Annotated in this window: 16 protein-coding genes, 1 other RNA gene and 1 pseudogene; 7 read left to right on the top strand and 11 right to left on the bottom strand. The window is 35.4% G+C overall.

From position 1 onward, the window contains the following. Positions 1–151: 151 nt before the first annotated feature. From Q9306_RS14430 to Q9306_RS14400, 7 genes and pseudogenes are all read left to right on the top strand, one after another. The gene (locus Q9306_RS14430) at positions 152–2,884 is read left to right on the top strand and encodes an ATP-dependent DNA helicase (protein WP_306199560.1); all 2,733 of its coding nucleotides are present in this window, start codon (positions 152–154) and stop codon (positions 2,882–2,884) included. A gap of 184 nt (positions 2,885–3,068) precedes the next feature. Beyond that, a complete protein-coding gene (locus Q9306_RS14425; RefSeq protein ID WP_431193912.1) occupies positions 3,069–3,704 on the top strand; it encodes a DUF6037 family protein in 636 nt (211 codons plus the stop codon). Between the two features lie 407 nt (positions 3,705–4,111). Further along, positions 4,112–4,474 carry a hypothetical protein gene (locus Q9306_RS14420; protein ID WP_306199558.1) on the top strand — a complete coding sequence of 121 codons (363 nt, stop codon included), beginning with the start codon at positions 4,112–4,114 and terminating at the stop codon, positions 4,472–4,474. A gap of 31 nt (positions 4,475–4,505) precedes the next feature. Continuing rightward, positions 4,506–4,601: pseudogene (locus Q9306_RS14415) on the top strand (hypothetical protein); the annotation flags it as partial. 305 nt (positions 4,602–4,906) lie between these two features. Then, the gene (locus tag Q9306_RS14410) at positions 4,907–9,379 is read left to right on the top strand and encodes a PA14 domain-containing protein (RefSeq protein WP_306199556.1); all 4,473 of its coding nucleotides are present in this window, start codon (positions 4,907–4,909) and stop codon (positions 9,377–9,379) included. Positions 9,380–9,395: 16 nt separating this feature from the next. Continuing rightward, positions 9,396–9,980 carry a hypothetical protein gene (locus Q9306_RS14405; RefSeq protein WP_306199554.1) on the top strand — a complete coding sequence of 195 codons (585 nt, stop codon included), beginning with the start codon at positions 9,396–9,398 and terminating at the stop codon, positions 9,978–9,980. 48 nt (positions 9,981–10,028) lie between these two features. Then, positions 10,029–10,640: a hypothetical protein gene (locus tag Q9306_RS14400; protein WP_306199552.1), complete on the top strand. Its 612-nt coding sequence runs from the start codon at positions 10,029–10,031 to the stop codon at positions 10,638–10,640. 927 nt (positions 10,641–11,567) lie between these two features. Here the strand turns inward: Q9306_RS14400 and ssrA are convergent. The 11 genes from ssrA to tpiA all read right to left on the bottom strand — a co-directional run bounded on the left by ssrA (position 11,568) and on the right by tpiA (position 22,563). Beyond that, positions 11,568–11,929: a transfer-messenger RNA gene (ssrA, locus tag Q9306_RS14395) on the bottom strand. A 127-nt stretch (positions 11,930–12,056) separates the two neighbouring features. After that, positions 12,057–12,524, bottom strand: coding sequence for an SsrA-binding protein SmpB (gene smpB, locus Q9306_RS14390; protein ID WP_272189096.1), 468 nt, complete (start codon positions 12,522–12,524; stop codon positions 12,057–12,059). Between the two features lie 73 nt (positions 12,525–12,597). Then, the gene (rnr, locus tag Q9306_RS14385; RefSeq protein ID WP_371932388.1) at positions 12,598–14,934 is read right to left on the bottom strand and encodes a ribonuclease R; all 2,337 of its coding nucleotides are present in this window, start codon (positions 14,932–14,934) and stop codon (positions 12,598–12,600) included. A 352-nt stretch (positions 14,935–15,286) separates the two neighbouring features. After that, on the bottom strand, positions 15,287–16,027 hold the full coding sequence (locus Q9306_RS14380) for an alpha/beta hydrolase (RefSeq protein ID WP_306199546.1): 741 nt from the start codon (positions 16,025–16,027) through the stop codon (positions 15,287–15,289). Positions 16,028–16,371: 344 nt separating this feature from the next. Next, positions 16,372–16,605, bottom strand: coding sequence for a preprotein translocase subunit SecG (secG, locus tag Q9306_RS14375; protein WP_090915984.1), 234 nt, complete (start codon positions 16,603–16,605; stop codon positions 16,372–16,374). Positions 16,606–16,697: 92 nt separating this feature from the next. Continuing rightward, a complete protein-coding gene (locus Q9306_RS14370; RefSeq protein ID WP_306199543.1) occupies positions 16,698–17,387 on the bottom strand; it encodes an LrgB family protein in 690 nt (229 codons plus the stop codon). Further along, positions 17,384–17,752 carry a CidA/LrgA family holin-like protein gene (locus Q9306_RS14365; RefSeq protein ID WP_306199541.1) on the bottom strand — a complete coding sequence of 123 codons (369 nt, stop codon included), beginning with the start codon at positions 17,750–17,752 and terminating at the stop codon, positions 17,384–17,386. The genes Q9306_RS14370 and Q9306_RS14365 overlap by 4 nt, the downstream gene beginning before the upstream one ends. A gap of 263 nt (positions 17,753–18,015) precedes the next feature. Then, positions 18,016–18,789 carry a DUF6612 family protein gene (locus tag Q9306_RS14360; protein WP_306199539.1) on the bottom strand — a complete coding sequence of 258 codons (774 nt, stop codon included), beginning with the start codon at positions 18,787–18,789 and terminating at the stop codon, positions 18,016–18,018. Positions 18,790–18,961: 172 nt separating this feature from the next. Continuing rightward, on the bottom strand, positions 18,962–20,254 hold the full coding sequence (gene eno, locus Q9306_RS14355; protein WP_090998036.1) for a phosphopyruvate hydratase: 1,293 nt from the start codon (positions 20,252–20,254) through the stop codon (positions 18,962–18,964). A 27-nt stretch (positions 20,255–20,281) separates the two neighbouring features. After that, on the bottom strand, positions 20,282–21,811 hold the full coding sequence (gene gpmI / locus Q9306_RS14350) for a 2,3-bisphosphoglycerate-independent phosphoglycerate mutase (protein WP_306199536.1): 1,530 nt from the start codon (positions 21,809–21,811) through the stop codon (positions 20,282–20,284). Then, complete coding sequence (tpiA, locus tag Q9306_RS14345; protein WP_306199534.1) at positions 21,808–22,563, bottom strand: triose-phosphate isomerase; 756 nt, start codon at positions 22,561–22,563, stop codon at positions 21,808–21,810. Before tpiA ends, gpmI begins: the two co-directional genes overlap by 4 nt. Position 22,564: the final 1 nt, after the last annotated feature.

Below are 22,564 nucleotides of genomic sequence, written 5' to 3'. Positions count from 1 at the left end.
GCAATGAAACATTATTTAGTACCTAAAACGTTTGTTCCGCACTATATGTTGTGTTAAAATACAATGGTATTATTTAGAACTAACTTCACTCTCCTTTAACTTTAACTACTAAAGGGAGATTTTAAATTTAAAGAGATGTAGGAGGAAGCGAATGGATCCTCGAGCTGATTCTATTTTTCAAATATTTGAAGAAGAAATACCAAAACATTACGATACAAATGTCATTAGGACATCTCAAGTACAAATGGCATTAGATATTGGGGACTTTTTAGAATCTAACAAAAAAATTATGATTATAGAAGCACCAGTCGGTACAGGAAAATCTTTAGGTGCATTAGTTCCACTTCTAGTTGATAAAAATCATAGTAAGTTCAATCAAAGGGCAATTATGTATGCAACCGCTACTATTAATTTACAAGGACAATTAATGGAAAGTGAAGTCCCCTTGTTAAATAAATTAGGATTAGTAAAAAGTCCAATTCTAGCAAAAGGAAAATCACATTATTATTGCCATTTCAATCTAAAAAAAGTTATGACTGACACAGAAAAAACTTTTTTTTCGCGTGCCGAACAAGATGTGTTCACCAATTTTTTTCAAACTAGTAATAGCGGGCAACGAAGTGATTTGGAAAGAGACTTTAGAGTTAACATAGAGGATAGTAAGTGGAGAAAGCTGGAACTTTCCAACAATTCATATTGTAGAGGTTGTCAATACTCTCTGAGTTGTCCAACTCTTCAACATAGAAGAAGATTTAAGGCAAGTGAGAATGACCTTGTTATAACAAACCATGATCAATTAATTAATTCATTTTTAAGTGCAATGGACATGGATAGTATATACGAACCAGTACTAAAAACTGATATGGGTGTTGTAGTAATTGATGAAGCACATGACTTTTTAGAAACATTTATCGGTCAGTTAGAACAGTCTTTTTCCCTTTCCAAATTGAAGAATGTTGAAAAATATATAAAAAAAGATAAGTATAAATGGGGGAAAGCTATATCCCATTTAAAAAATTGGTTGAAACAAGTTAAAGACGACAACGAAAGATTCGACACAGGCCGTTATAAACTAAGCAATCACGTATTCGCAACTCTGAAAGTATTACAAGGAGTTGTAAATGGAAATCTATTTGATGCAAAAGATAAAAGATCTGATATATTGGAAGATTTATCAATTGTTCTTCATAATTTTCTACAAAAACACGAGTATACATCTTGGGTAACCTTGGAAGATAATACATTTCATATAGTAAAAAATAACTATAAAGAAACTTTCAGGGAGATGTTAGATTACATCAAAATTAGGAATAAAATTATATTCATGTCTGGCACTCTTACAGTTAACGGTGATTTCTCATATATTAAAAATCAATGGAGAATCGAACCAGGAGAAGATACAACAAAAGTATTAGAGAGCCCATTTGATTATAGGAACCAAGCGCTTGTATACATACCTAAAGGTCTTGGGAATCCTAATCATGATGCATTTTTAGAAAAAGCGCTAAAAGAGACAAACAGATTACTCAAGTTAACGCAAGGCCGGACGCTTCTTTTAAATACCTCTAAAGAGCATATGGACGGAATTCATAATGGAATTAAAAATAAATTAGCCACTGCCGCTATTCCACTTTATAAACAAGGTGAAAGTGGTGTTGAAAAACTCACTAAACAGTTTAAAGATATAGAAGAAAGTGTATTAGTTGGATCAGGTAGTTTTTTTTCAGGTTTTTCAATAGCAGGGACTGCTTTAACTTCGGTTATCTTAAACAAATTACCATTTCCTCCTTCAGATCCTATTGTAGAGTTGTTGAGTCAAGGAGCTAAAAATCGTTTTGATGAAGTTAATTATCCGATGATGATTAATAAACTAGAGCAAGCAGTAGGTCGTTTAATTAGAAGCATTAAGGACTATGGAATCATTACAATACTAGATCAACGTATATACACATCAGATAGATACGGTAAAGATGTACAGAACTTATTAGAAAGTCATGGATATATATTAACAAGATCTTGGGACAGTGTAGTTTCATTTTATAAAAATAAACTACACAAAGGGGCAGAAGCAGAGTATAAACCTTACAACAGAAGTTTAATAAAAATCGGCAATATCCTTGGACGTCCTAAAAAAAAGAACAAAACAAAGACTCATATCAATTCATCTAAGAAGATTACCCAAAAACAAAAACTCTTCTTAGAAAAGGCATGCAAGGATGCTGGATTTATGGTGGATTTAAAAGGAGATACAATAATTTTATTTAAAAGGGTGTGTTTGAGTCTCTTCTTAACAAAACTCCCTTTCACTAAAATAATGAGAGATTTCCCGTATAAAGACCTTGATGAAAGAACTATATTAGAGGGTTATTTAGCTCATTTGAAATCAAAAAAAACGGTCGAAGAAATTCATCAGTATATGCTATCGGATATACTGATAGAGAAAAAATTATCACCAAACAAGGTAACTAAAGAGCAAAGAGCTTTTTTAAAAGAACTTATAGCACGAGAAAATTTAAGAACATCTATAAAACGAAATGTAAACGATGCATACAAAGTGGTCTATGATGAATTATACAGTACATGGAAAGACGTATCATACTTACAAGAACAATTCCCTTATCGAGATGAAGAAGAAAAGATGGATTTATCTACTTATCACGGAGGAAATAGAAGAAAAGCATATCCTATATGTACTAAACTAGGTTGCAATGGAGATTGTACTGAGGAACAACATATGAAAATAACAAATTATTTAATCAACACATATCGTGCTACAGGCGTATCATATATGAAAGTTAATAGAGGATGCCTGGTACGTATTGAACCAACAAAAATATTAGAGCAAGATGAATTTTGTCCAGATGAACTATTACAACAAAGTTAAGGGGTACAATTCAATTTTTTTATTTCCTTTTATTTATTCCACCTTAAAGAAACATAAGCGGAAATTTTCGTTACCTCACATGGAGTATTTGAATACTTATTATAATTTTATATCATTGTTTGATTCTAAAATGCTGCAATTACATTAACTCTATGCAATATGTTATGAAAGGAGTGTTATTATCGTGAAAGTTTTCGAAAGTTTAAGACACTTAAAAATGGATATGGAGAAAAAAGGTTGGCGGATTGACTCGTTCTTATTTAAATATAAACAGCAAGATTTTATAGTACTAGTCAAATTATATGAGGTTGACGAAGCAAGACCTGACTATGCAATGTTAAAGATCGAGTTTTTAAGGCAAGGAAATTTTGACGATAATTTACTAGTTCCTGCAAATTCAGTAAAGCTTTTTGTTGATACTAAAACCTTAAGAGAGTATTTTAATATTGAATATAGCGAAAACCTTGGGGATATACTTCAACAATTTAATCAACATTTTTCAACATTTATTCCTACTAAAGTGATTGAAAAGAAATCAAACATACAACAAAAAGCTTTGATATATTCACTCAGCCAAAGTGATGCTGAGAATCCAAATAAACTCTATTGTTACGCTGTTAAAAGAAATCCTCCAAAAGCAGATGGTACATTAGGACAACGAAGTCCATTTAATGATAACAAAACTAGAATTCTACGACCTACGCTATATCAAAAATTAAGAGAAGAGGAAAATTTAAGTTTCTGGTTCTCTGATGATCCCGATGAAGAGAAGTCAGATGAGGATATTATTTATAATTGGACAAAAAATAAAAATAAATAATCTAATCTTAAAATTATAAAACAGTAAACCTTTTATTGGTTTACTGTTTTTTTACTCTTCGAGATGGGACTGCAAAGACGAAGAAATTAAAAAGCTATACTAGTATCTAATAGTGGAAAATATAGATTTGTGTAGCTTTTGAATAAAGATTGATCAAAATGAATTTCTTCATTTACTTAAAATGCTGGCTTGTGGGGTATTTTTGATCAAACTTTATTTGAAAGCAACACATTGATATAGCAATTAAACATGACACTGTTTTGAAGTTACCTTTATGTGAGCTTATAAAGGTGGAAAAATTCTATCCAATTGAATCATTCCAAGCTGTTTATGCGTTCGAAGATCCTATTCTTTAAAAGGTTTTTATTGAAACGGTAAAAGAAGAAGTTGGATGTTATTCTCCTTCTGTGTGTACGAGTAGGCATTTTGCTTATGCATTATGGGAGTTCTTCGATAAATTTATCCCATATAACCCTACTGTAAGTATTGAAACTAATTTCGATATGGACCCTAAAGGGTTAAAAATGAATGACAAGCTATATAGTCGCTACAGAGAAGTGATTCAACCGATTGCTTATTCTAAAGAGTTACATCGAGAGCAACAGTCAAATAAGCAAATCCATCGTAATCGACTAAAGCAATTAAATAATCTTACTCATGGTGTTCTAAAGGAAATGGGAGAATTGTTAAAGGAAAAGCCCCAGGCATCGTATCAAGAAAATTTTCTTGAAGCTTGCTCAGAGGATGCTATTAGTCAATTTATGGGGTAAGCTAGAATTTTTTTCAAAGAAGATGTACAAATCATTACTTGAGAAAATGATCGAGTTTAATATTTTAGATAATGCAGACTGTTCAACTTTTTGGCGGCGGTTCAGAATATCTAACCTCCTTTCTTAAGTTTTTTCCATTTATATGCAATTTATCATTTAAAAACTACACAAATTATCTCCTAAAGTTACAACATAATACATACTACATAAACCAGCTAATGAAATGACAGAAATATATTTAGAGGTTATTCGTATTATTAACATAAAATCCATATAAAAAAACATTAAAATGTCATATTATTAATAATGACAGGAATATATTACATTTCAGGTGTAATTTTGTATTTTTGTTAATTTAATATAAGGAGTAACAAGATGGTGATAATCAGGAAATGGGGATGGGTTAAAAAGTGCACTAGTATGTTCCTCGCAATGACATTAACCATTCCAGCTTTAAATGGGTATGCAGCAACTAATGATACATATGAACAAAAAGGTGGTGAAGTACATTATAACTGGGGTTACGGAGCACCTTCAGGTGTGAAAAATGACAATTTTACAGCTAAATTTGATCAATCAAGAACTTTAAATGCAGGTAACTATTTTGTACAGACACTAGCAGATGATCGTGTCAAAGTTTCTTTTGACGGGAAACAAGTTATTGATCGCTGGTATGATGTTGGTGGACAAATTGACCGTGCTATCGTGACCAATGTACAGCAAGGGAATCATAAAATTCAAACTGACTATTATGAAAATACTGGTCAAGCAGCTATCTTTTCCGATATTGTACCATTTGATTCTTGGTTAGCTTATTATTATCCGAATACTAATTTAGATGGATATCCAGTTGATGCAAAAGTTATTGCACCACAAGGCGATGAGAAAGTACTTGTAGAAAATAATGGAGACGGATCACCGACTTCAAAAGTACCAACAAATAATTTTTCAGCTCGGTATACTACAGTAAAACGGTTACCAGCAGGTGAGTATATTATTCGCGGAAAAGCGGATGATGGTATGCGTGTATATATTGATGGAAAGCTCGCCATAGATGAATGGGATACTGGAAAATGGGATAAAGAACATGCTAAAAAAATTACAATTCAAGATAATACAGGTGCTGGTGCTATTGGTAAAACCAATGAAAAGGACACCCATTTGATAGAAGTACAGTATTTAGAATTAGGTGGAGGAAGTAATGTTCAGTTCAATATCCAACCGTATAGTAATGCTATACAATCTAATACTTGGATTGCAGAATACTATAACAATAAGGAACTAAAAGGCGATGCTATTGTTTTAGCAGGTAAAAATTCGCAAAATAAGATTGAAAATATTGACTTTGATTGGAAAGATCGATCTCCAAGTACAAATATTCCAAATGACAACTTTTCAGCACGTTATACTAAATACGATAAATTTTCTCAGGGAGACTATACATTTGAAGCTAAGGCTGATGATGGGGTTCGCATATATGTCGATAATATGAAAGTTATTGATTCCTGGATAGGAAGTGCTGGAGACACTCGTAAGGCTACCGTTCCTATGACTGCGGGTACTCATAAAGTAGTGATAGAATATTTAGAACTTAGTGGAAATGCACTAATACAAGCACATTATTATAAAAATAAAGAGTTACAAACCAATAATAACATTACCAATGCTAACCTTATTGGTAACGGAGACTTTGAAAGTGATTTAGAGAAACAGATATGGGAAAAAACTCTAAATGCAGGTGCACAACTCTTTAAAGATACAAAAGAAAAACCTCCTGAAGGATCTGGTGCATCTTCTATTCGAGTTGATGTATCTAAAGATGAATGGAGTATGGGATCATCAACATTAGTAGAGTATAAGCAAAAGGTGAAGGTATCTCCGAATCAAACATACTCTATGAGTATTTGGAGTAAAACAACAGGTGAAAATATCTCTGGAAATATTGATTTAACGTTCTTTAAAGATGAAAGTAATGTTATAAATGACGAACAAAGCAAAAAAACATATCCAATTAAATCAAAAGAAAAGTGGAATAAAAGCGAAAATGTTTTCACCACCTCTCCCACAACAACATTTATAGAAGTTAAGATTCAAATTGGAAGAAATTTAGGAACATCCAAGGGGAGTATATGGTTTGACTCAGCTAATTTAAGCGCTATACAGCCCAAGATTGTTGGACAAACAACAAAATTTAATAATTGGAAAGTAGACACTAGCACCTCTGGAACTGTTGGAAAAACTTCCATTGATATGAAAACAGTTACTTTAGATGATAAGCAATCTTATAAAATAGAGGTTCCTAAAGGCTCATGGTCATATAGCAAATTTTTACCTAAATTAGTCCAAAGAATTCCTGTAGAACCTAATCAATCTTATAGCTTAGATACATTAATTAAAGGTTTAGGTAGTAATCTTGATTCTACTATTGAAGTTTCTTTAAAAGACGAGAAAAATTATTCTATTTCAGATGATAATCCAAGATATGAAAAGCAAGTGCAGAATATATCAGATTGGAAAAAATACGGATTATTTTTCAAAACCTCTCCTACAACTAAATATGTAGAAATTGTATTAACACCAAGTTGGACTCTCTTAGGTGAAACAAGCGGAGATATATGGGTCGGTAGTGTATTTCTATCTAAAATAGATTATAACAATATAAATTCAAATAATGTATTAAACGATGGCAATTTCGAAGAAGAAAATGCAGTTTCAAATTGGAAATTTTCAAAGTTTGATGAAAAAGGAAGTATATCTCAAAGTAAAAATGAAAAATCACCTGAAAGTAAAGGTGGAAATTCATTATTACTAAAATTAAGTCAAGGTGAATGGTACGGGAATTGTATTGCTGCATATCAAGAAATTTCTGTAGAACCATTAAAAACTTACAAATTTAGTGCTTGGGCAAAAACAACTAATTCTAAAGAAATCGAGCCACAGGTTGATTTAGAATTTAAAGATAGTGAAGGAAATGCTGTAGTAGATGCCTTACATACAAAAACAATTCAATTTACCCCTCAAGATAAATGGGAGAAAAAAGAATTTACTTTTAAAACATCATTATCAACCAAGAAATTACTTGTAAAATTGTCAGCAACTCGTCAGCTTGCTACAAAAGATTCTTATGGCACTATTTTATTTGATTCCGTAAATTTGACTTCTATTAATGGTTCACAAATCAAACCTTCTGACATTAAATTAACTGGAACAAATTTAATATCTAATAATAGTTTTGAGTCAAACATAACCGATAATTGGAAAAGTGAACCCTATAATGATTTAAGTACCTTATCTCAAGATAAAACGATTCATGCACCACAAGGTATTGGAAATTCATCTTTAAAAGTAGATGTTAAACCTAAGACTAATGATTATGGGAATGTCATACTAAAGCAATCCGTTAAGGTTAAACCAAACCAAAGTTATGTTTTTGATAGCTGGATTAAGAGTGAAAATTTAAGTAATGCAGTTGTGAAAATTAACATTGTATTAGGCGGATATAATGTTCCTGTTTCAGAAAAATATATTTATAAAACAATTTATGTTCCTGAAAAGCCCAATACGGATTGGTTTAACAAAAAATTAATATTTAAAACTTCTGAAAAAATCACAGAAGCTGAAATTATAATTCAAATCTCTTATCCAAATAACAAAGCAAGCGGGAAGGTTTGGATTGATAATCTTACTCTTGTTGAGAATAATCAGGTGGGAGTCTGTGATTATTCATCATACGGAGGAGTGGGTCTCTTTTCTCCGGATAAATCATGGGATCAAACCGCGGCTGAATTAGATAGACTTCCTAAAGAACTAAAAGAAGCATTTGATAAATTAAATCATGCGATAGACGAAAATAACAAAATGATACTTGAAGGCATGAACCAGATGAATGAAGCTCTGAATGAAGTTAATGCGGGCATGAATCAGATGAATGAAGCCCTTAATGGAACTAATGGGCTAATTAATACCTTAATTTCAATCATTAATGAAATGAATGCGGGCATGAATCAGATGAATGAAGCTCTGAATGGAATTAATGGGCTAATTAATACCTCAATTTCAATCATTAATGAAATGAATGAAGGCATGAATCAGATGAATGAAGGCATAGATCAAATAAATCAATCGATGTCAGAACTAAATGACAGGCTAGATGAAACAATTATTAATTTATCAAATCTAGACTTAGATTTAAAGATAGATATAGATACGAGTGATCTGGATGAGGCTAGAAGAATAATACATAACATGGATTTAAACTTTAAATTTAACGCATACAATTTCTCAGGATTTAAAATAAACGATATAGATTACAATTTTCCATCAGGTTATCGTGATCCTGAATTGGACGAAAGAATGGTTTCTTTCTTTGAATGGTACCCTGTCCTAGGACAAGCTTTCGCCTTAGGAGAGCTAGCAAATAATCATGGATCAGCATATGAACGTTTAGTACTAGTTTTAAGTGTAGTAGGTGGTGGAGAAGGTAAGCTTGTTGGCAAGGGTTCTGTTAAATTAACAAAAGAGGCTAAACAAGAGGCAAAAGAGTTAATTACAGCGACAAAAAGACAGAATAAACAAAGAAGTATCTTCGAAAAATATACAGGATATGCAGCAAAAGGTGACGTTCATCATGGCCTTCCAGAACAATTTTCACCATGGTTTAAAGAGCATGGTATAGATGTAAATGACCCAAGATACTACTACGATTTACCACGTGGATTACATAAATTAAAAGTAGACAATGGTATCCATACAAACAAAAGTCCTTTAGGTAAAAATTGGAATAGAATTTGGAAAGAATGGATTGCAGAAAATGAAGATGCTACTGCACAACAGATAGAAGATAAGTTAAACTCTATGGTAGAAGGAGCTGGAATGAAACCATATCAAGCCAAACCAAAAAAATGATTAGGAAGTGATGATTTTGACTTTTTATATAATGAGAGAAACTTATGCTAATTTTGCAGAACCAATAGAAGGTGTTAACAAATTTGCTAAAGAAAGTTGTGACACATGTGGTGGAATATTGAGGGTAAAACAACATCCATTAAGAATATACTTTCAAGGAAAAAGAATGGCAGATTTTTACACAACACCTTCATATAAATTCATCAGTGATAAAATGCAGAAGGCATTATTAGACAATAATATAACAGGATTTTCTCTTGAGCCCTTTATTTTAGAAGAGGAATCAATACCGTTTATGAAACTGCCTTTGGAGCATGTAAAAAGATTAAAAGAATTGGCTGTTCATGGTGATGGGGGATATATATGTCACAGCAATGGTGAGCAAATTAAAAAATGCCAGCATTGTGGAAAAATTTTAGAGAATAAACGTACTATAGAAGGCTTAAGTGTAAATACAAAAGAATGGGATGGTTCAGACATATTTTTCTTCAAAAACTGGCCTAGAGTCATTATTGTGACAGAAAAAGTGAAAGAAATTATTGAAAAACATAAATTTAAAAACGTTAGATTTATAGATCTCGCAGAATTTAGATTTGCTTAATTTCAACAACACCATTAATGAAATATATTTTTAAGTAGAAGGTGACAAATGATGAAAAGAAAAAATCTAATGATATTAAGTATAGTATCTATGATTATACTTTTAGGTGCTGGTTACATAACCTATAGTATAGGTATTGAAAAAAAGAACAGTAATAAAGTGTATGCTGAATCTAAGCAAAATTCTCCAAAAAATCAATTAGAAGGAGAACATTCAAATTCGGAAAACAAGAAAGACACTACTAGTAATTCAACTGAGGAATCTGTAGAAACTCCTGTAGAACAACAAGCATATACATTAGAAGAAAAAGAAAACATAAAAAAATCAAAAGGAGATTCAAACGATGAAGTTGTAAAAAATTTTTTATATCAACTCTATACGCAAGACAAATTGCTTCCATTAGCTTTTTCGGAAGCTGCTATAGGGAAAAATATAAGTAAATTAAGTCAACAAGAACTGCAGGAATTATCTCAAAAAATTTATACCACAATTACAAAGGGTAAACTTATTACAGATGGAAAAATAGAAAATATACAACGTCATGAAAATTATGATGTATATGCGATAAAACTTAAATTAAAAACAGATACAGGAAGTTCTGAAGAAGTATGGGAACTAAAAATTGATAAAACAGGAAAAATAATCAATGAAATTAATTGATCTTCAATGGAATTAAAATTCGTTTAATTGCTTCTAAAATTAAGTCCCCCTCACTTACATAATGAGGGGGACTTTTATATTATAAAACCAATAACTAAGAAATATTTAGGTTAGAAAGGAGTTCTTCAACTTTTGACTATGATTGCGGAAAAGGAACGAATAGAAAGCAAACGATGACAGGCTCAGGGAATAAAAATCGCGAAAAAAAAGGGGGGTATCAAGGACGACCAATCTTTTATGGACCAGCTGCGAGAAATCCTCAGAAATAAGCTGTTTATTATTAAATCATCCAAATGCTAAAATCAGGATTACTTATAAAAAAGAATGCTGAAAAAAATGGTGTGACAAGCCCAACCGTTTATCGCCTCAAAAAAGAACTTGAGAAAGGAATCTAACCCCTTTTTTAGTTTTTTTTATCTATATGCAAATTACCATTTAAAAACTGCGCAAATTATCTCCTAAAGTTACAAGAAAGGAGTTCTTCAACTTATGGTTATAGTTGCGGAAAAGGAACAAACAGAAAGCAAACGACGACAGGCTCATGTAACTTTGAAATAAAGTCGCACTGTTCCTAAAAAAGATGTACCGTTTTAAAGAAAGTTATATTGTTTTCAAAAAAATTGCACCGTTTTATACCTTTTCGATTAAAGAATTCTAAGTGAATTATAATCAAACTTTTTTCAAAAACTACATTTAGATAAAAGATTGTTAATTGAGTGTCAATTAATGATCCTTTTTTTGGAAAGTAAATAGTAACACTCTTTTGAAAACTGATAATAAAGTTTTTGACTTTGTAATAAAAAGCTAATATACCAACCCAAGTGAAAGAAGCATAAGTCTTCCAAAAACAAAAAGAAGCATAAGTCTTCCTAAACGGAAGATTTATGCTTCAAATCACAAAAAATAAAAAAACCACCAAATATGTATTGGTGGAGACGGTGGGAGTCGAACCCACGTCCAAAAGTATCGGCACTTAAGCTTCTACGAGTGTAGTCGATATATTAGCATTTCGCAAATCCTTCAGCCTATCGACAGGCTTCCGAATTGCTAGTCTGGTTGTTCTCTTCCTTTGTCCTCAGACGGTGAACTCCGGCGTAGCCCACTTAGAGTGAGTCCGCTACCCTACCACATGGGCGATGGAGGGGCGAACCGCTAAAAGCTGTTATTAAGCAGCTAAAGCGAAGTTGTTTTGTTGTTTGCCAGTTATAGGCTTTGACGTTTTAACGAGGCCGATCCCCTCGACTCGCAACCTAAGCTCGAACTACCCCTGTCGAATCCGTAACGTCCCCATATAAGAAATGGAGCATACGAAGTATATTCGTGATAGCTACTATTGAGCTGTTTTTCAATGTTCAACTGGCCTTACATTTGTTATTATAGCACACGATCGCCATTTTGCAATTGTAAATTTCTGTATTACATTTTTTGACGATCGCGGAATACACGTGCAATTTCACGTTTTGCTTCTTTTTCTTTTAAATCATGGCGTTTGTCGTATTGTTTTTTACCTTTACCTAAACCAAGTGCCATTTTCGCAAATCCATTTTTCAAATAAATTTTAAGCGGTACAAGCGTATAACCTGTTTCTTTCGTATATCCAATTAGCTTTAAAATTTCTTTTTTGTGAAGAAGTAGCTTTCTTGTACGAAGCGGCTCATGGTTAAACCGATTTCCTTGTTCATACGGACTAATGTGCATATTATGTACCCATACTTCACCATTTTGCACACGTGCAAAAGCATCTTTTAAGTTTACACGACCTGCACGAATCGCCTTAATTTCTGTTCCTTGAAGGACAAGACCTGCTTCATATGTTTCTTCAATAAAATAATCATGGAATGCTTTTTTATTTTGTGCAATGACTTTTCCTTGACCTTTTGGCATCTCTATCTTTGCCTCCCTTCATTTGTACTATTGTAGCAAAATATGAAGAAAGAAGCCATATATGGCTTCTTTCTTACTTACGTTTTTTCTTTTTCTTCTTAAAGTTCGGTGCATTTTCAAAGAATGGCTTGTTCTTTTTGCTGCCATTTCGTTTTCCGTTGCGGTTTGAGTCTTTTTCTTGTCCGCCGCGATTGTTATCACGGTCGCCGCGTTTTTTTCTATTTCCTTTCGGCTGTTCAATGACAACAGGACGATCTTTTCGTTGTCGTTTCACACTGCCTTTCATACCGACAATTTCAAAGTCAATCGCGCGTTCATCTTTGTTTACGTTAATCACGCGAATTGTAATTTCATCACCAATACGGAAAACATTACCTGTGCGTTCGCCAATCATCGCAAAATGACGTTCATCATAGCGATAGTAGTCATCTGTTAAATAGCTAACATGAACAAGGCCTTCAATTGTATTTGGAAGTTCTACGAATAAACCGAAGTTTGTTACAGAACTAATGATTCCGTCGTATTCCTCACCAATTTTATCAAGCATATATTCTGCTTTTTTCAGTTCATCTGTTTCACGCTCTGCTTCAACAGCGCGGCGCTCCATATTAGAAGAATGCTCCGCAATATCCGGTAAGTTTTCACGCCATTTTGCTTGTGTTTCACTGTCCACTTTTCCGTTAATTAAATACGTGCGAATTAATCTGTGCACAATTAAATCTGGATAACGACGAATTGGTGATGTGAAATGTGTATAAAACTCTGTCGATAAACCGAAGTGCCCTAAACTATCTGCATCGTAGCGTGCTTGCTTCATGGAACGAAGCATAACTGTTGAAATAACAACCTCTTCTGGTTGACCTTGTACCATTTCTATAATTTGTTGCAGCGCACGCGGATGCACTTCGTTTCCGCGGCCTTTTACTGCATATCCAAAGTTTGTAATAAACTCAAAGAAACGCTCTAATTTATCTTCTTTCGGATCTTCGTGAACGCGGTACATAAACGGTACGTTCATCCAGTGGAAATGCTCTGCAACCGTTTCGTTTGCGACTAGCATAAATTCTTCAATAAGCTTTTCAGCAACAGAACGCTCACGCAATACAACATCTGTTGGCTTACCTTCTTCATCTACTAGTACTTTCGCTTCTTTAAAGTCAAAGTCAATGGCTCCGCGGCGCATACGCTTTTCACGTAAAATAGCAGCTAGTTTCCCCATCTCTTGGAACATTGGGACTAATGGCTCATAACGCGCCATTAATTCTTCATCTTCATCATCCAAAATGCGCTTCACATCAGAGTACGTCATACGCTCCGCTGTTTTAATCACACTTTGGAAAATTTCATGCTTCACTACTTCCCCTTGGTCATTAATTTCCATTTCACAAGATAAAGTTAAGCGGTCTACCTTTGGATTTAATGAACAAATGCCGTTAGATAAACGATGCGGAATCATCGGGATTACGCGGTCTACAAGATAAATACTCGTTCCACGCTCAGCTGCCTCGCGGTCAATAGCTGAGCCTTCTGTCACGTAATGACTTACATCCGCAATGTGTACACCAAGCTTGTAATTGCCGTTCTCAAGCTTCGTTACTGTAACCGCATCATCTAAGTCTTTGGCATCCGCACCATCGATTGTAACAATTGTTTGATCTCGTAAATCGCGGCGCCCTTGTAAATCGTTCTCATCAATTGTTTCTGGTACACTGTTCGCATGCTCCATTGCATCTGCCGGGAATGCAAGCGGTAAGTTATGCTTATGAATAACAGATAAAATATCAACGCCCGGGTCGTTTTTATGACCAAGAACTTGAATAACTTCTCCTTCTGCACTTAAACGATCTTGCGGATAGCTTGTAATTTTAACAACAACTTTATGCCCTTCTACCGCACCCATAGAAGCATTTTTTGGAACGAAAATATCGCTCGTCCAGCGTTTATTATCAGGAATCACAAAGCCAAAGTTTTTCGATTCTGTATATGTACCAACTAATTCTTTTGTTCCGCGCTCTATAATACGAACAATTGTCCCTTCCTTGCGCGAACCGCTTGACTCTGAACTAATACGCGCTAATACTATATCACCGTGCAGTGCGCCTTTTAATTCTGTTGGCGGTATGAAAATATCATCTGTCCCTTTTTCTTCTGGTACGACAAATGCAAAGCCGCGGGCATGTCCAATGAGTTTGCCGCGCACTAAATTCATTTTCTCTGGAAGACCATAGCGATTACTTCTTGTTCGCACAACAAGTCCTTTTTCCTCCATAATGACAAGTGCTTTCACAAACTCTTTAAAATCTGCTGCATCTTCAATACCGAACGCTTCTTCTAACTCTTGCACAGTAAGCGGTTTATATGCTTCTTCTTTCATAAACGATAACAACTTATCGATATTTGCTTGAATCATTTCCTCCAAGTACAAAAACCTCCTTCTAAATCCTCGTATTTTATATTGTATCCGAAAAGATAACCATATATAAATGATGTTGTCCTATATACATCCATTTTGATGCTTCAACATATAGGAACCTGCTCTCGCCAACCCCCAAAAGAAAAGGGTTTGTGGATTCGGTTTTTAGCATATAACTTCCTGCCATATAAACAAAAAGTAATCCTCACTCATTTCATCCATTTGTTTTAACCTCGCACGTGGCACAAACAGGCACTGACCGCTCCTACGCATCGCCAGTCCCTCTCGCCAACCCTAAAAAGAAAAGGTTTTTTAATTATTACATAGTTAAAAAAGAGGCAACTAGATCTTACCAGTCTAGTTGCTCCAAGAAGTTATATACATCTTCATGCAGCTCATCACGCTGCTTATCAAGCGTAATTACATGTGTAGAATCTTCGTACCACTTAATTTCTTTTACATTTGATTCTACTCCATTATAAATAATATTTGCGCTATCTGTATTAATCATTTCGTCATGGCGCGCTTGCACAACAAACGTTGGTGCGTAAATCATATCAATGTTATTGCGCACATCGCGAATTAACTCTTGCAGTGCTCTTAATGTGTTCATCGGTGTTTGTTTAAACGCAAACATCTCTTCTTCAATCTTCTCTGGTGATTTACGCTCACGCTTTTTATATTCGCGTGCGTACGCTAGTATACCTTGGTACATTGTTTCTTCGCTTTTAATGTACATTGGGGCACACATTGGTACCACTCCGATAATCGGCATTGTATAAGCAAGTTTTAATGAAAAGACACCGCCAAGCGACAAGCCAACAGCTGCAATCTTTTCATATCCTTTATCTTTTAAATGTTGATATGCTTCCATTACATCTTTCCACCAGTCTTCTGGACCAGTGTGCACAAGCTGCTCTGGTGGTACACCATGACCTTTATAAATCGGGGCATGACATGTGTAGCCTTTTGTCTCTAAATAACGTCCAAGCATACGAACATCAGCAGAATTTCCTGTAAAACCATGTAATAGTAAAACTGCACGTTCTCCCGCTTCAAATGTAAATGGTTTTGGGGATGCTAGTTTCATTTCACGATCTCCTTCTCTTCCTATAATGTAATCTTCATATATATGTCCATTTTAATTTTCCGACACATAAATCGCTGCCGTGCACAATACAACATGACCGCTACTTGCTTTCTCCTTTTGTTTTAAACCTGGCACGTGGCAGAAAAAGGCACTGACCGCTTCCATGCATGGCCAGATGCTCTCGTCCTCCCCTAAAAAGAAAAGAGGTTTTTATGTCGTTTTTTAATTTGTATTTATATATTGTCTATTCATAGTGTAACATAGTTTCTTTTCCATAATCTAATCAGAAATTTTCTCTGGAGAAATAAAAAAAGATTCCACCCAAAAAGGCGAATCTTTTTTAGTTATACTTGTAAATACGTAACAGCAAATGTTAACACGAAGAATAATACAGCAAGAACAATTGTAATGCGGTTTAATACAGCCTCTACTCCACGTGCCTTTTGCTTGCCGAATAATTGCTCCGCGCCGCCAGAAATTGCACCGGATAAACCAGCACTCTTACTAGATTGCATTAATACAAGTACAATTAATAACAGCGATACAATAATAAGTAAAACTGATAAAAACGTATGCACTTTACATGCCTCCTAAAGTTTCAATTACTTTAAATGTAACATAAAAGAATTGGAAAAGCGAGAGCGTCTCATACGCCTAATACTTCACCAGATTAAATAAAAAACGCTGCAAATAACGGGCCTAGTAAACATGTTAAGATTGCTGTTAATGTCATCGTTACCGATCCAATTACGCCTTCATTCTCATTGTTTTTCATCGCCTGCATAACGCCCATAATATGCGATGCACAACCAAACCCAATTCCTCTTCCAACAGAATTTGTCACTCTGCTCCATTTTAATAGAAAAGGACCAGAAATCGTTCCAGATATCCCGGCAACTACTACGAAAGCGGCCGTTAACGATGGTACACCGCCAACTTCTTCTGACACACTCATCGCTACTGGCATCGTTACTGACTTCGGTAAGGAAGATAAAATTAAACTTTTATCCGTTCCCATAACAGTTGCAATGATCATATCACTTGTAATGGCAACGATTGTTCCTACCAATACACCGCCAGCAATTGGTACAATATATTTCTTCAAAACGTCGCGTTGGTTATAAAGCGGGATTGCAAACGCTACTACACCGGGTCCAAGCAATTTCGAAATCCAACCCCCACCACTTTGCATATATTGTTGATACGGTATATCACATACAACTAACAATATAATCATCAAAGCTGTTGTTACAAGCATGGGAATGGTAAACGGCGTTGGAAACCACTCATAAATCTTCTTTGAAAATTGATATAATAACACTGTTAATATAATCCAAATAATTCCAATTACTATACTCATTGTATCTCTTTTTCCTTCCTATTCGCAAAGTATTGTCCTGTATGTCCTGCTGCAACGATAATTAAAAACGTACTCACGACAACAGTAAGTAATAGCGAAATACCTTTATGCACAAAAAAAGAACCATAATTCATTAAACCAATAATTGAAGGAATTAATAAAAATGGCATAAGATCAACCAATGTTTCTGCTCCAAAATCAAACCATTTCACAGGAAGGACTTTCAAACCAAGCAATATAAATAACAAAAACATCCCTATTAAACTTCCCGGAACCGGAAGATGAAGCGCTCTTTCTATCCACGCTCCAATCATATAAAATATATAAAGTGCTGCTACTTGGATAATAATTTTTGTGAATTTCATCTGTCTATCATCCTTCATTATGCAATTCTTGACATCTTTTATATTTATCATAGTACAGATTGGCAAAACCTGCAATTTATATAATTGACAAATAAAGCACAATGTGGTATGCGCTTTCATTCTTATCTTTACTGTATTTGTAGACGAAATGAGCATTTTTTATTTTTAATCGGCATCTAAAGTTTATATTTTCAAAATTTTCGAGTGTCACAAAAAAAAAACAATTGCTTCACTTCGCAATTGTTTTTTCGAAAGAAATTCTATTAGTTCCCTTCTGGTAATTGAATCGGATTGAACTTCTCATCATAAGAAATTTTTGTATCTCCTGTAATTTGAATAGTGTCTTTACCCGCTTTCATCTCAGCATTTGTCTTAATAGATTCAACTTTAAATTCTTTTGTAATGACATACTCTGCATGCAGTGAATCAACAGTTGCACCTTCGCGTTCAAGTGTGCTTTTCGCATTTTCATTCACACTGATTAAATAGTCCTTTGCTTCTTGTCCGTTTAACTGAAATGAAAGTTTATATTTATCTCCGTCTTTCTCCACTTTCACTTTATCTGTCAGTTGTAATGTTTTCTCAAGTTCTTCTATCGTATTTTTAGCTGTTTTGAAATCATTCGCGTTTACTTGATTTAATTTATCTACCGGAACCGGAATAAGCTTTCCTGAGTTTGGATCTTTTACTTCAGCAGCAATCTTCTCTCCTACTTCAAGAATAACAAGATCTGTCCCGTTCAAATTCATTTCAGTTCGGGAATTTCCTTTATTCGGCTCAATCTGCGCTTTAATTTTCGTATGTTGTGACATATTAGCGACCTTCGTATTCAAATCACCGGTCATTGTAACATGTTCTTCTTTTTTGAATTGATCAGTAGCCTTCGTAAAAATATCTTTTGCTGTTAGTTCTTTAGCTTTCTCTTTCTCTTTTTGTACTGCTACTGTTTTAGGCTCATCAGTCTTTACAGTTTTTTCACTGCTACATCCTGCTCCTATAAGAAGTACAAAACTGGAAACCGCAATAATTTTTTTCATAAAACCTTCCTCCATTATCAACTTTACTCTTAGTTATATCTGAAATTGAACTCATTGCCAAGTGTTTTTTCATTTTTCAGCGGTTTCTATATATAAATAAAAAACCTCCTATAACTGTGGATATTCCACAATTATAGGAGGTTAAAAGCAATACTATTCTACCTTACAGAAATTACTTCTTTAAGTTGTAGAAAGATTTTAAACCATCGTAAACAGCGATTTCGCCTAGTTCGTCTTCGATGCGTAATAATTGGTTGTATTTTGCAATACGGTCAGTACGGCTCATAGAACCAGTTTTGATTTGGCCAGCGTTAGTTGCAACTGCGATGTCAGCGATTGTAGCATCTTCAGTTTCACCAGAACGGTGAGATACAACTGCTGTGTAACCAGCACGTTTAGCCATTTCGATTGCTTCGAAAGTTTCAGTTAAAGTACCGATTTGGTTAACTTTAATTAAGATTGAGTTAGAGATACCTTTTTCGATACCTTCAGCAAGTTTTTGTGTGTTCGTTACGAATAAGTCGTCACCAACTAATTGAACTTTTTTACCAAGGCGGTCAGTTAATAACTTATGGCCATCCCAGTCGTTTTCGTCTAAACCATCTTCAATAGAGATGATTGGGAAGTTGTTGCAAAGATCTTCGTAGAAATCAACCATTTCTGCAGAAGTCATGCTGCGACCTTCACCTGTAAGATCATATTTACCAGTTTCTTTGTTGTAGAACTCAGAAGAAGCAACGTCCATTCCTAAGAATACGTTCTCGCCAGCTTTGTAACCAGCTTTTTCGATTGCTTCGATGATTACTTCTAATGCTTCACGGTTAGAACCAAGGTTTGGAGCGAATCCACCTTCGTCACCTACTGCTGTGTTAAGACCTTTGTCATGTAATACAGCTTTTAATGCATGGAATACTTCAGCACCCATACGGATTGCTTCTTTGAATGTTGGCGCACCAACTGGTAAGATCATGAACTCTTGGAAGTCTACGTTGTTGTCAGCGTGAGAACCACCGTTGATGATGTTCATCATTGGAGTTGGTAATTGTTTTGCATTGAATCCACCAAGGTAACGGTATAATGGAAGACCTACATAGTCAGCTGCTGCATGAGCTACTGCCATAGATACACCAAGAATAGCGTTAGCGCCTAATTTACCTTTGTTTGGAGTGCCGTCTAATTCGATCATAGCACGGTCGATTCCAGCTTGGTCAGTTACATCGAAACCAACGATTTCTGGAGCGATAATTTCGTTTACGTTATTTACTGCGTTAAGAACACCTTTACCTAGGTAACGAGATTTGTCACCGTCACGTAATTCTACTGCTTCGTATTCACCAGTAGATGCACCACTTGGTACTAATGCGCGTCCGAATGAGCCGCTTTCTGTGTATACTTCTACTTCTACAGTTGGGTTACCACGAGAGTCTAAAACTTCACGAGCATAAACATCTAAAATTGCTGGCATATTATTTCTCTCCTTTTATATGTGTAATTATTTAATAATTGTTTTACCTGTCATTTCTTTTGGCTGTTCAACGCCAAGAAGTGTAAGCATTGTTGGTGCGATATCTCCCAAAACACCGCCTTCACGAAGCTCAATACCTTCTTTTGCAACGATGAAAGGAACCGGGTTCGTTGTATGAGCTGTCATCGGTGTGCCTTCTGGAGTTAACTCCTCATCAGCATTACCATGGTCAGCAGTAATAAGTGCTACACCATCTTTTGCAAGAATCGCTTCTACAACTTTTCCTAAACATTCGTCAGTTGCTTCTACCGCTTTAATTGTTGGTTCCATCATCCCAGAATGGCCAACCATATCACAGTTTGCAAAGTTTAGAATGATCACATCATGTTTATCATTCTCAATTTCATTTACAAGAGCATCCGTTACTTCATAAATGCTCATTTCTGGTTTTAAGTCGTATGTTGCGACTTTTGGTGAGTTAATTAAGATACGTTCTTCTCCTGGGAATTCAGCCTCACGACCACCGCTAAAGAAGAATGTAACGTGCGGATACTTTTCAGTTTCCGCAATGCGAAGTTGTTTTAATCCCGCTTGTGAAACAACTTCACCTAACGTATTATCCAAGTTCATTGGCTTGAATGCTACGTAACCTTTTACCGTTTCGCTAAAGTGTGTCATACAAACGAATTCTGGAATGCGAGGTACTTTTTCACCACGATCGAACTCACGGAAGTCTTCGTTTGTAAATACACGAGCAATTTGAATTGCACGGTCTGGACGGAAATTGTAGAAGATGATTGCATCATCATCATTGATTGTTGCAATTGGCGTTTCATCTTCATTTACCATTACAGACGGCAATACGAATTCATCATAGATACCATTTGCATAGGAGTCATCCACACACTCATATGCTGTTTTGTAAGTAGGGCCTTCGCCATTCACCATGGCACGGTAACATTTTTCAACGCGATCCCAACGCTTGTCACGGTCCATGGAGTAGTAACGACCGGAGATTGTCGCGAACTGTCCTACTCCTGTTTCTTTCATTACTTCATTTGTTGCATCGATATACCCTTTTGCTGTTTGCGGACCAACATCGCGGCCATCTAAGAATGCATGGAGATATACTTTCTCCACACCTTCTTTTGCAGCTAGGCGAAGAAGAGCAAACATATGGTCAATATGACTATGCACACCGCCATCAGAAAGTAAACCGAATAAATGAAGAGCTGTACCTTTTTCCTTTACGTGTTTCATTGCACTTTGGAACGTTTCGTTCTGATCGAACTCACCTTCACGAATTGCAACGTTCACACGTGTTAGGCTTTGATATACAACGCGGCCGGCACCAATATTTAAGTGACCTACCTCAGAGTTACCCATTTGACCTTCTGGAAGACCTACCGCTTCACCGCACGCTGTAAGCGTTGTGTGAGGGAACTTGTTCCAGTAACCGTCGAAATTAGGTTTCTTAGCTTGCGCTACAGCATTCCCGTATGTTTCTTCACGTAAACCGAAACCATCAAGAATGATTAAAGCTGTTGGCTTTCTCATTTTACCGCCTCCAAAAGACCTAAGAAGGAAGCAGGCTCTAAGCTTGCACCACCAACTAAAGCACCATCGATATCAGATTGTGCCATATATTCTTTAATGTTTTCAGGTTTTACGCTACCGCCGTATTGAATACGAACTGCTTCTGCAGCTGCCGGAGAAACAGCTTCAGCAACAACTTTACGGATGTGCGCACATACTTCGTTTGCATCTTGTGCAGAAGAAGATTTACCTGTACCGATCGCCCAAATTGGCTCATATGCGATAACAGTTACTTTTACTTGCTCTTCTGTTAAGCCTGCAAGTGCTTTCGTCACTTGACCTGCTACAAGATCAAATGTTTTTCCGCTTTCGCGCTCTTCTAACGTTTCACCACAGCAAACGATTGGTGTTAAACCATGTTCAAATGCTGCAAGAGTCTTTTTGTTTACTGTTTCGTCTGTTTCAGCAAACATTTCACGACGCTCAGAGTGGCCAAGTACTACGTAGCTCACTTTTAAGTCGCTAAGTGCCACTGGGCTAATTTCGCCAGTGAATGCACCATTTTTCTCGAAGTGCATGTTTTGTGCACCTACTTGTAAGTCAGTTCCCTCTGCCGCTGCTACAAGACGCTCTAAGAAAAGAGCTGGAGAGCAAACAACTGCATCGACAGCTGCCGCTGCTGGGATTTGACCTTTTACTTCCTCTACGAAGCTAACTGCTTCAGATAGAGTTTTATTCATTTTCCAGTTACCTGCGATAATTGGTTTACGCATG

Source organism: Bacillus multifaciens (genome assembly GCF_030756675.1).
GTDB lineage: Bacteria > Bacillota > Bacilli > Bacillales > Bacillaceae_G > Bacillus_A > Bacillus_A multifaciens.
The sequence above is the reverse complement of the archived record's forward strand: the minus strand, read 5'-3'. Positions and strand labels throughout refer to the sequence as shown.

Coding starts and splice junctions, on each gene's coding strand:
- eno (WP_090998036.1), bottom strand. CDS start 20,254: ATGCCAGCAATTTTAGATGTTTATGCTCGTGAAGTTTTAGACTCTCGT.
- rnr (WP_371932388.1), bottom strand. CDS start 14,934: ATGATTCAAGCAAATATCGATAAGTTGTTATCGTTTATGAAAGAAGAA.
- Q9306_RS14360 (WP_306199539.1), bottom strand. CDS start 18,789: ATGAAAAAAATTATTGCGGTTTCCAGTTTTGTACTTCTTATAGGAGCA.
- Q9306_RS14400 (WP_306199552.1), top strand. CDS start 10,029: ATGATGAAAAGAAAAAATCTAATGATATTAAGTATAGTATCTATGATT.
- gpmI (WP_306199536.1), bottom strand. CDS start 21,811: ATGAGAAAGCCAACAGCTTTAATCATTCTTGATGGTTTCGGTTTACGT.
- Q9306_RS14370 (WP_306199543.1), bottom strand. CDS start 17,387: ATGAGTATAGTAATTGGAATTATTTGGATTATATTAACAGTGTTATTA.
- Q9306_RS14410 (WP_306199556.1), top strand. CDS start 4,907: ATGACATTAACCATTCCAGCTTTAAATGGGTATGCAGCAACTAATGAT.
- smpB (WP_272189096.1), bottom strand. CDS start 12,524: ATGCCAAAAGGTCAAGGAAAAGTCATTGCACAAAATAAAAAAGCATTC.
- tpiA (WP_306199534.1), bottom strand. CDS start 22,563: ATGCGTAAACCAATTATCGCAGGTAACTGGAAAATGAATAAAACTCTA.
- Q9306_RS14430 (WP_306199560.1), top strand. CDS start 152: ATGGATCCTCGAGCTGATTCTATTTTTCAAATATTTGAAGAAGAAATA.
- Q9306_RS14365 (WP_306199541.1), bottom strand. CDS start 17,752: ATGAAATTCACAAAAATTATTATCCAAGTAGCAGCACTTTATATATTT.
- Q9306_RS14380 (WP_306199546.1), bottom strand. CDS start 16,027: ATGAAACTAGCATCCCCAAAACCATTTACATTTGAAGCGGGAGAACGT.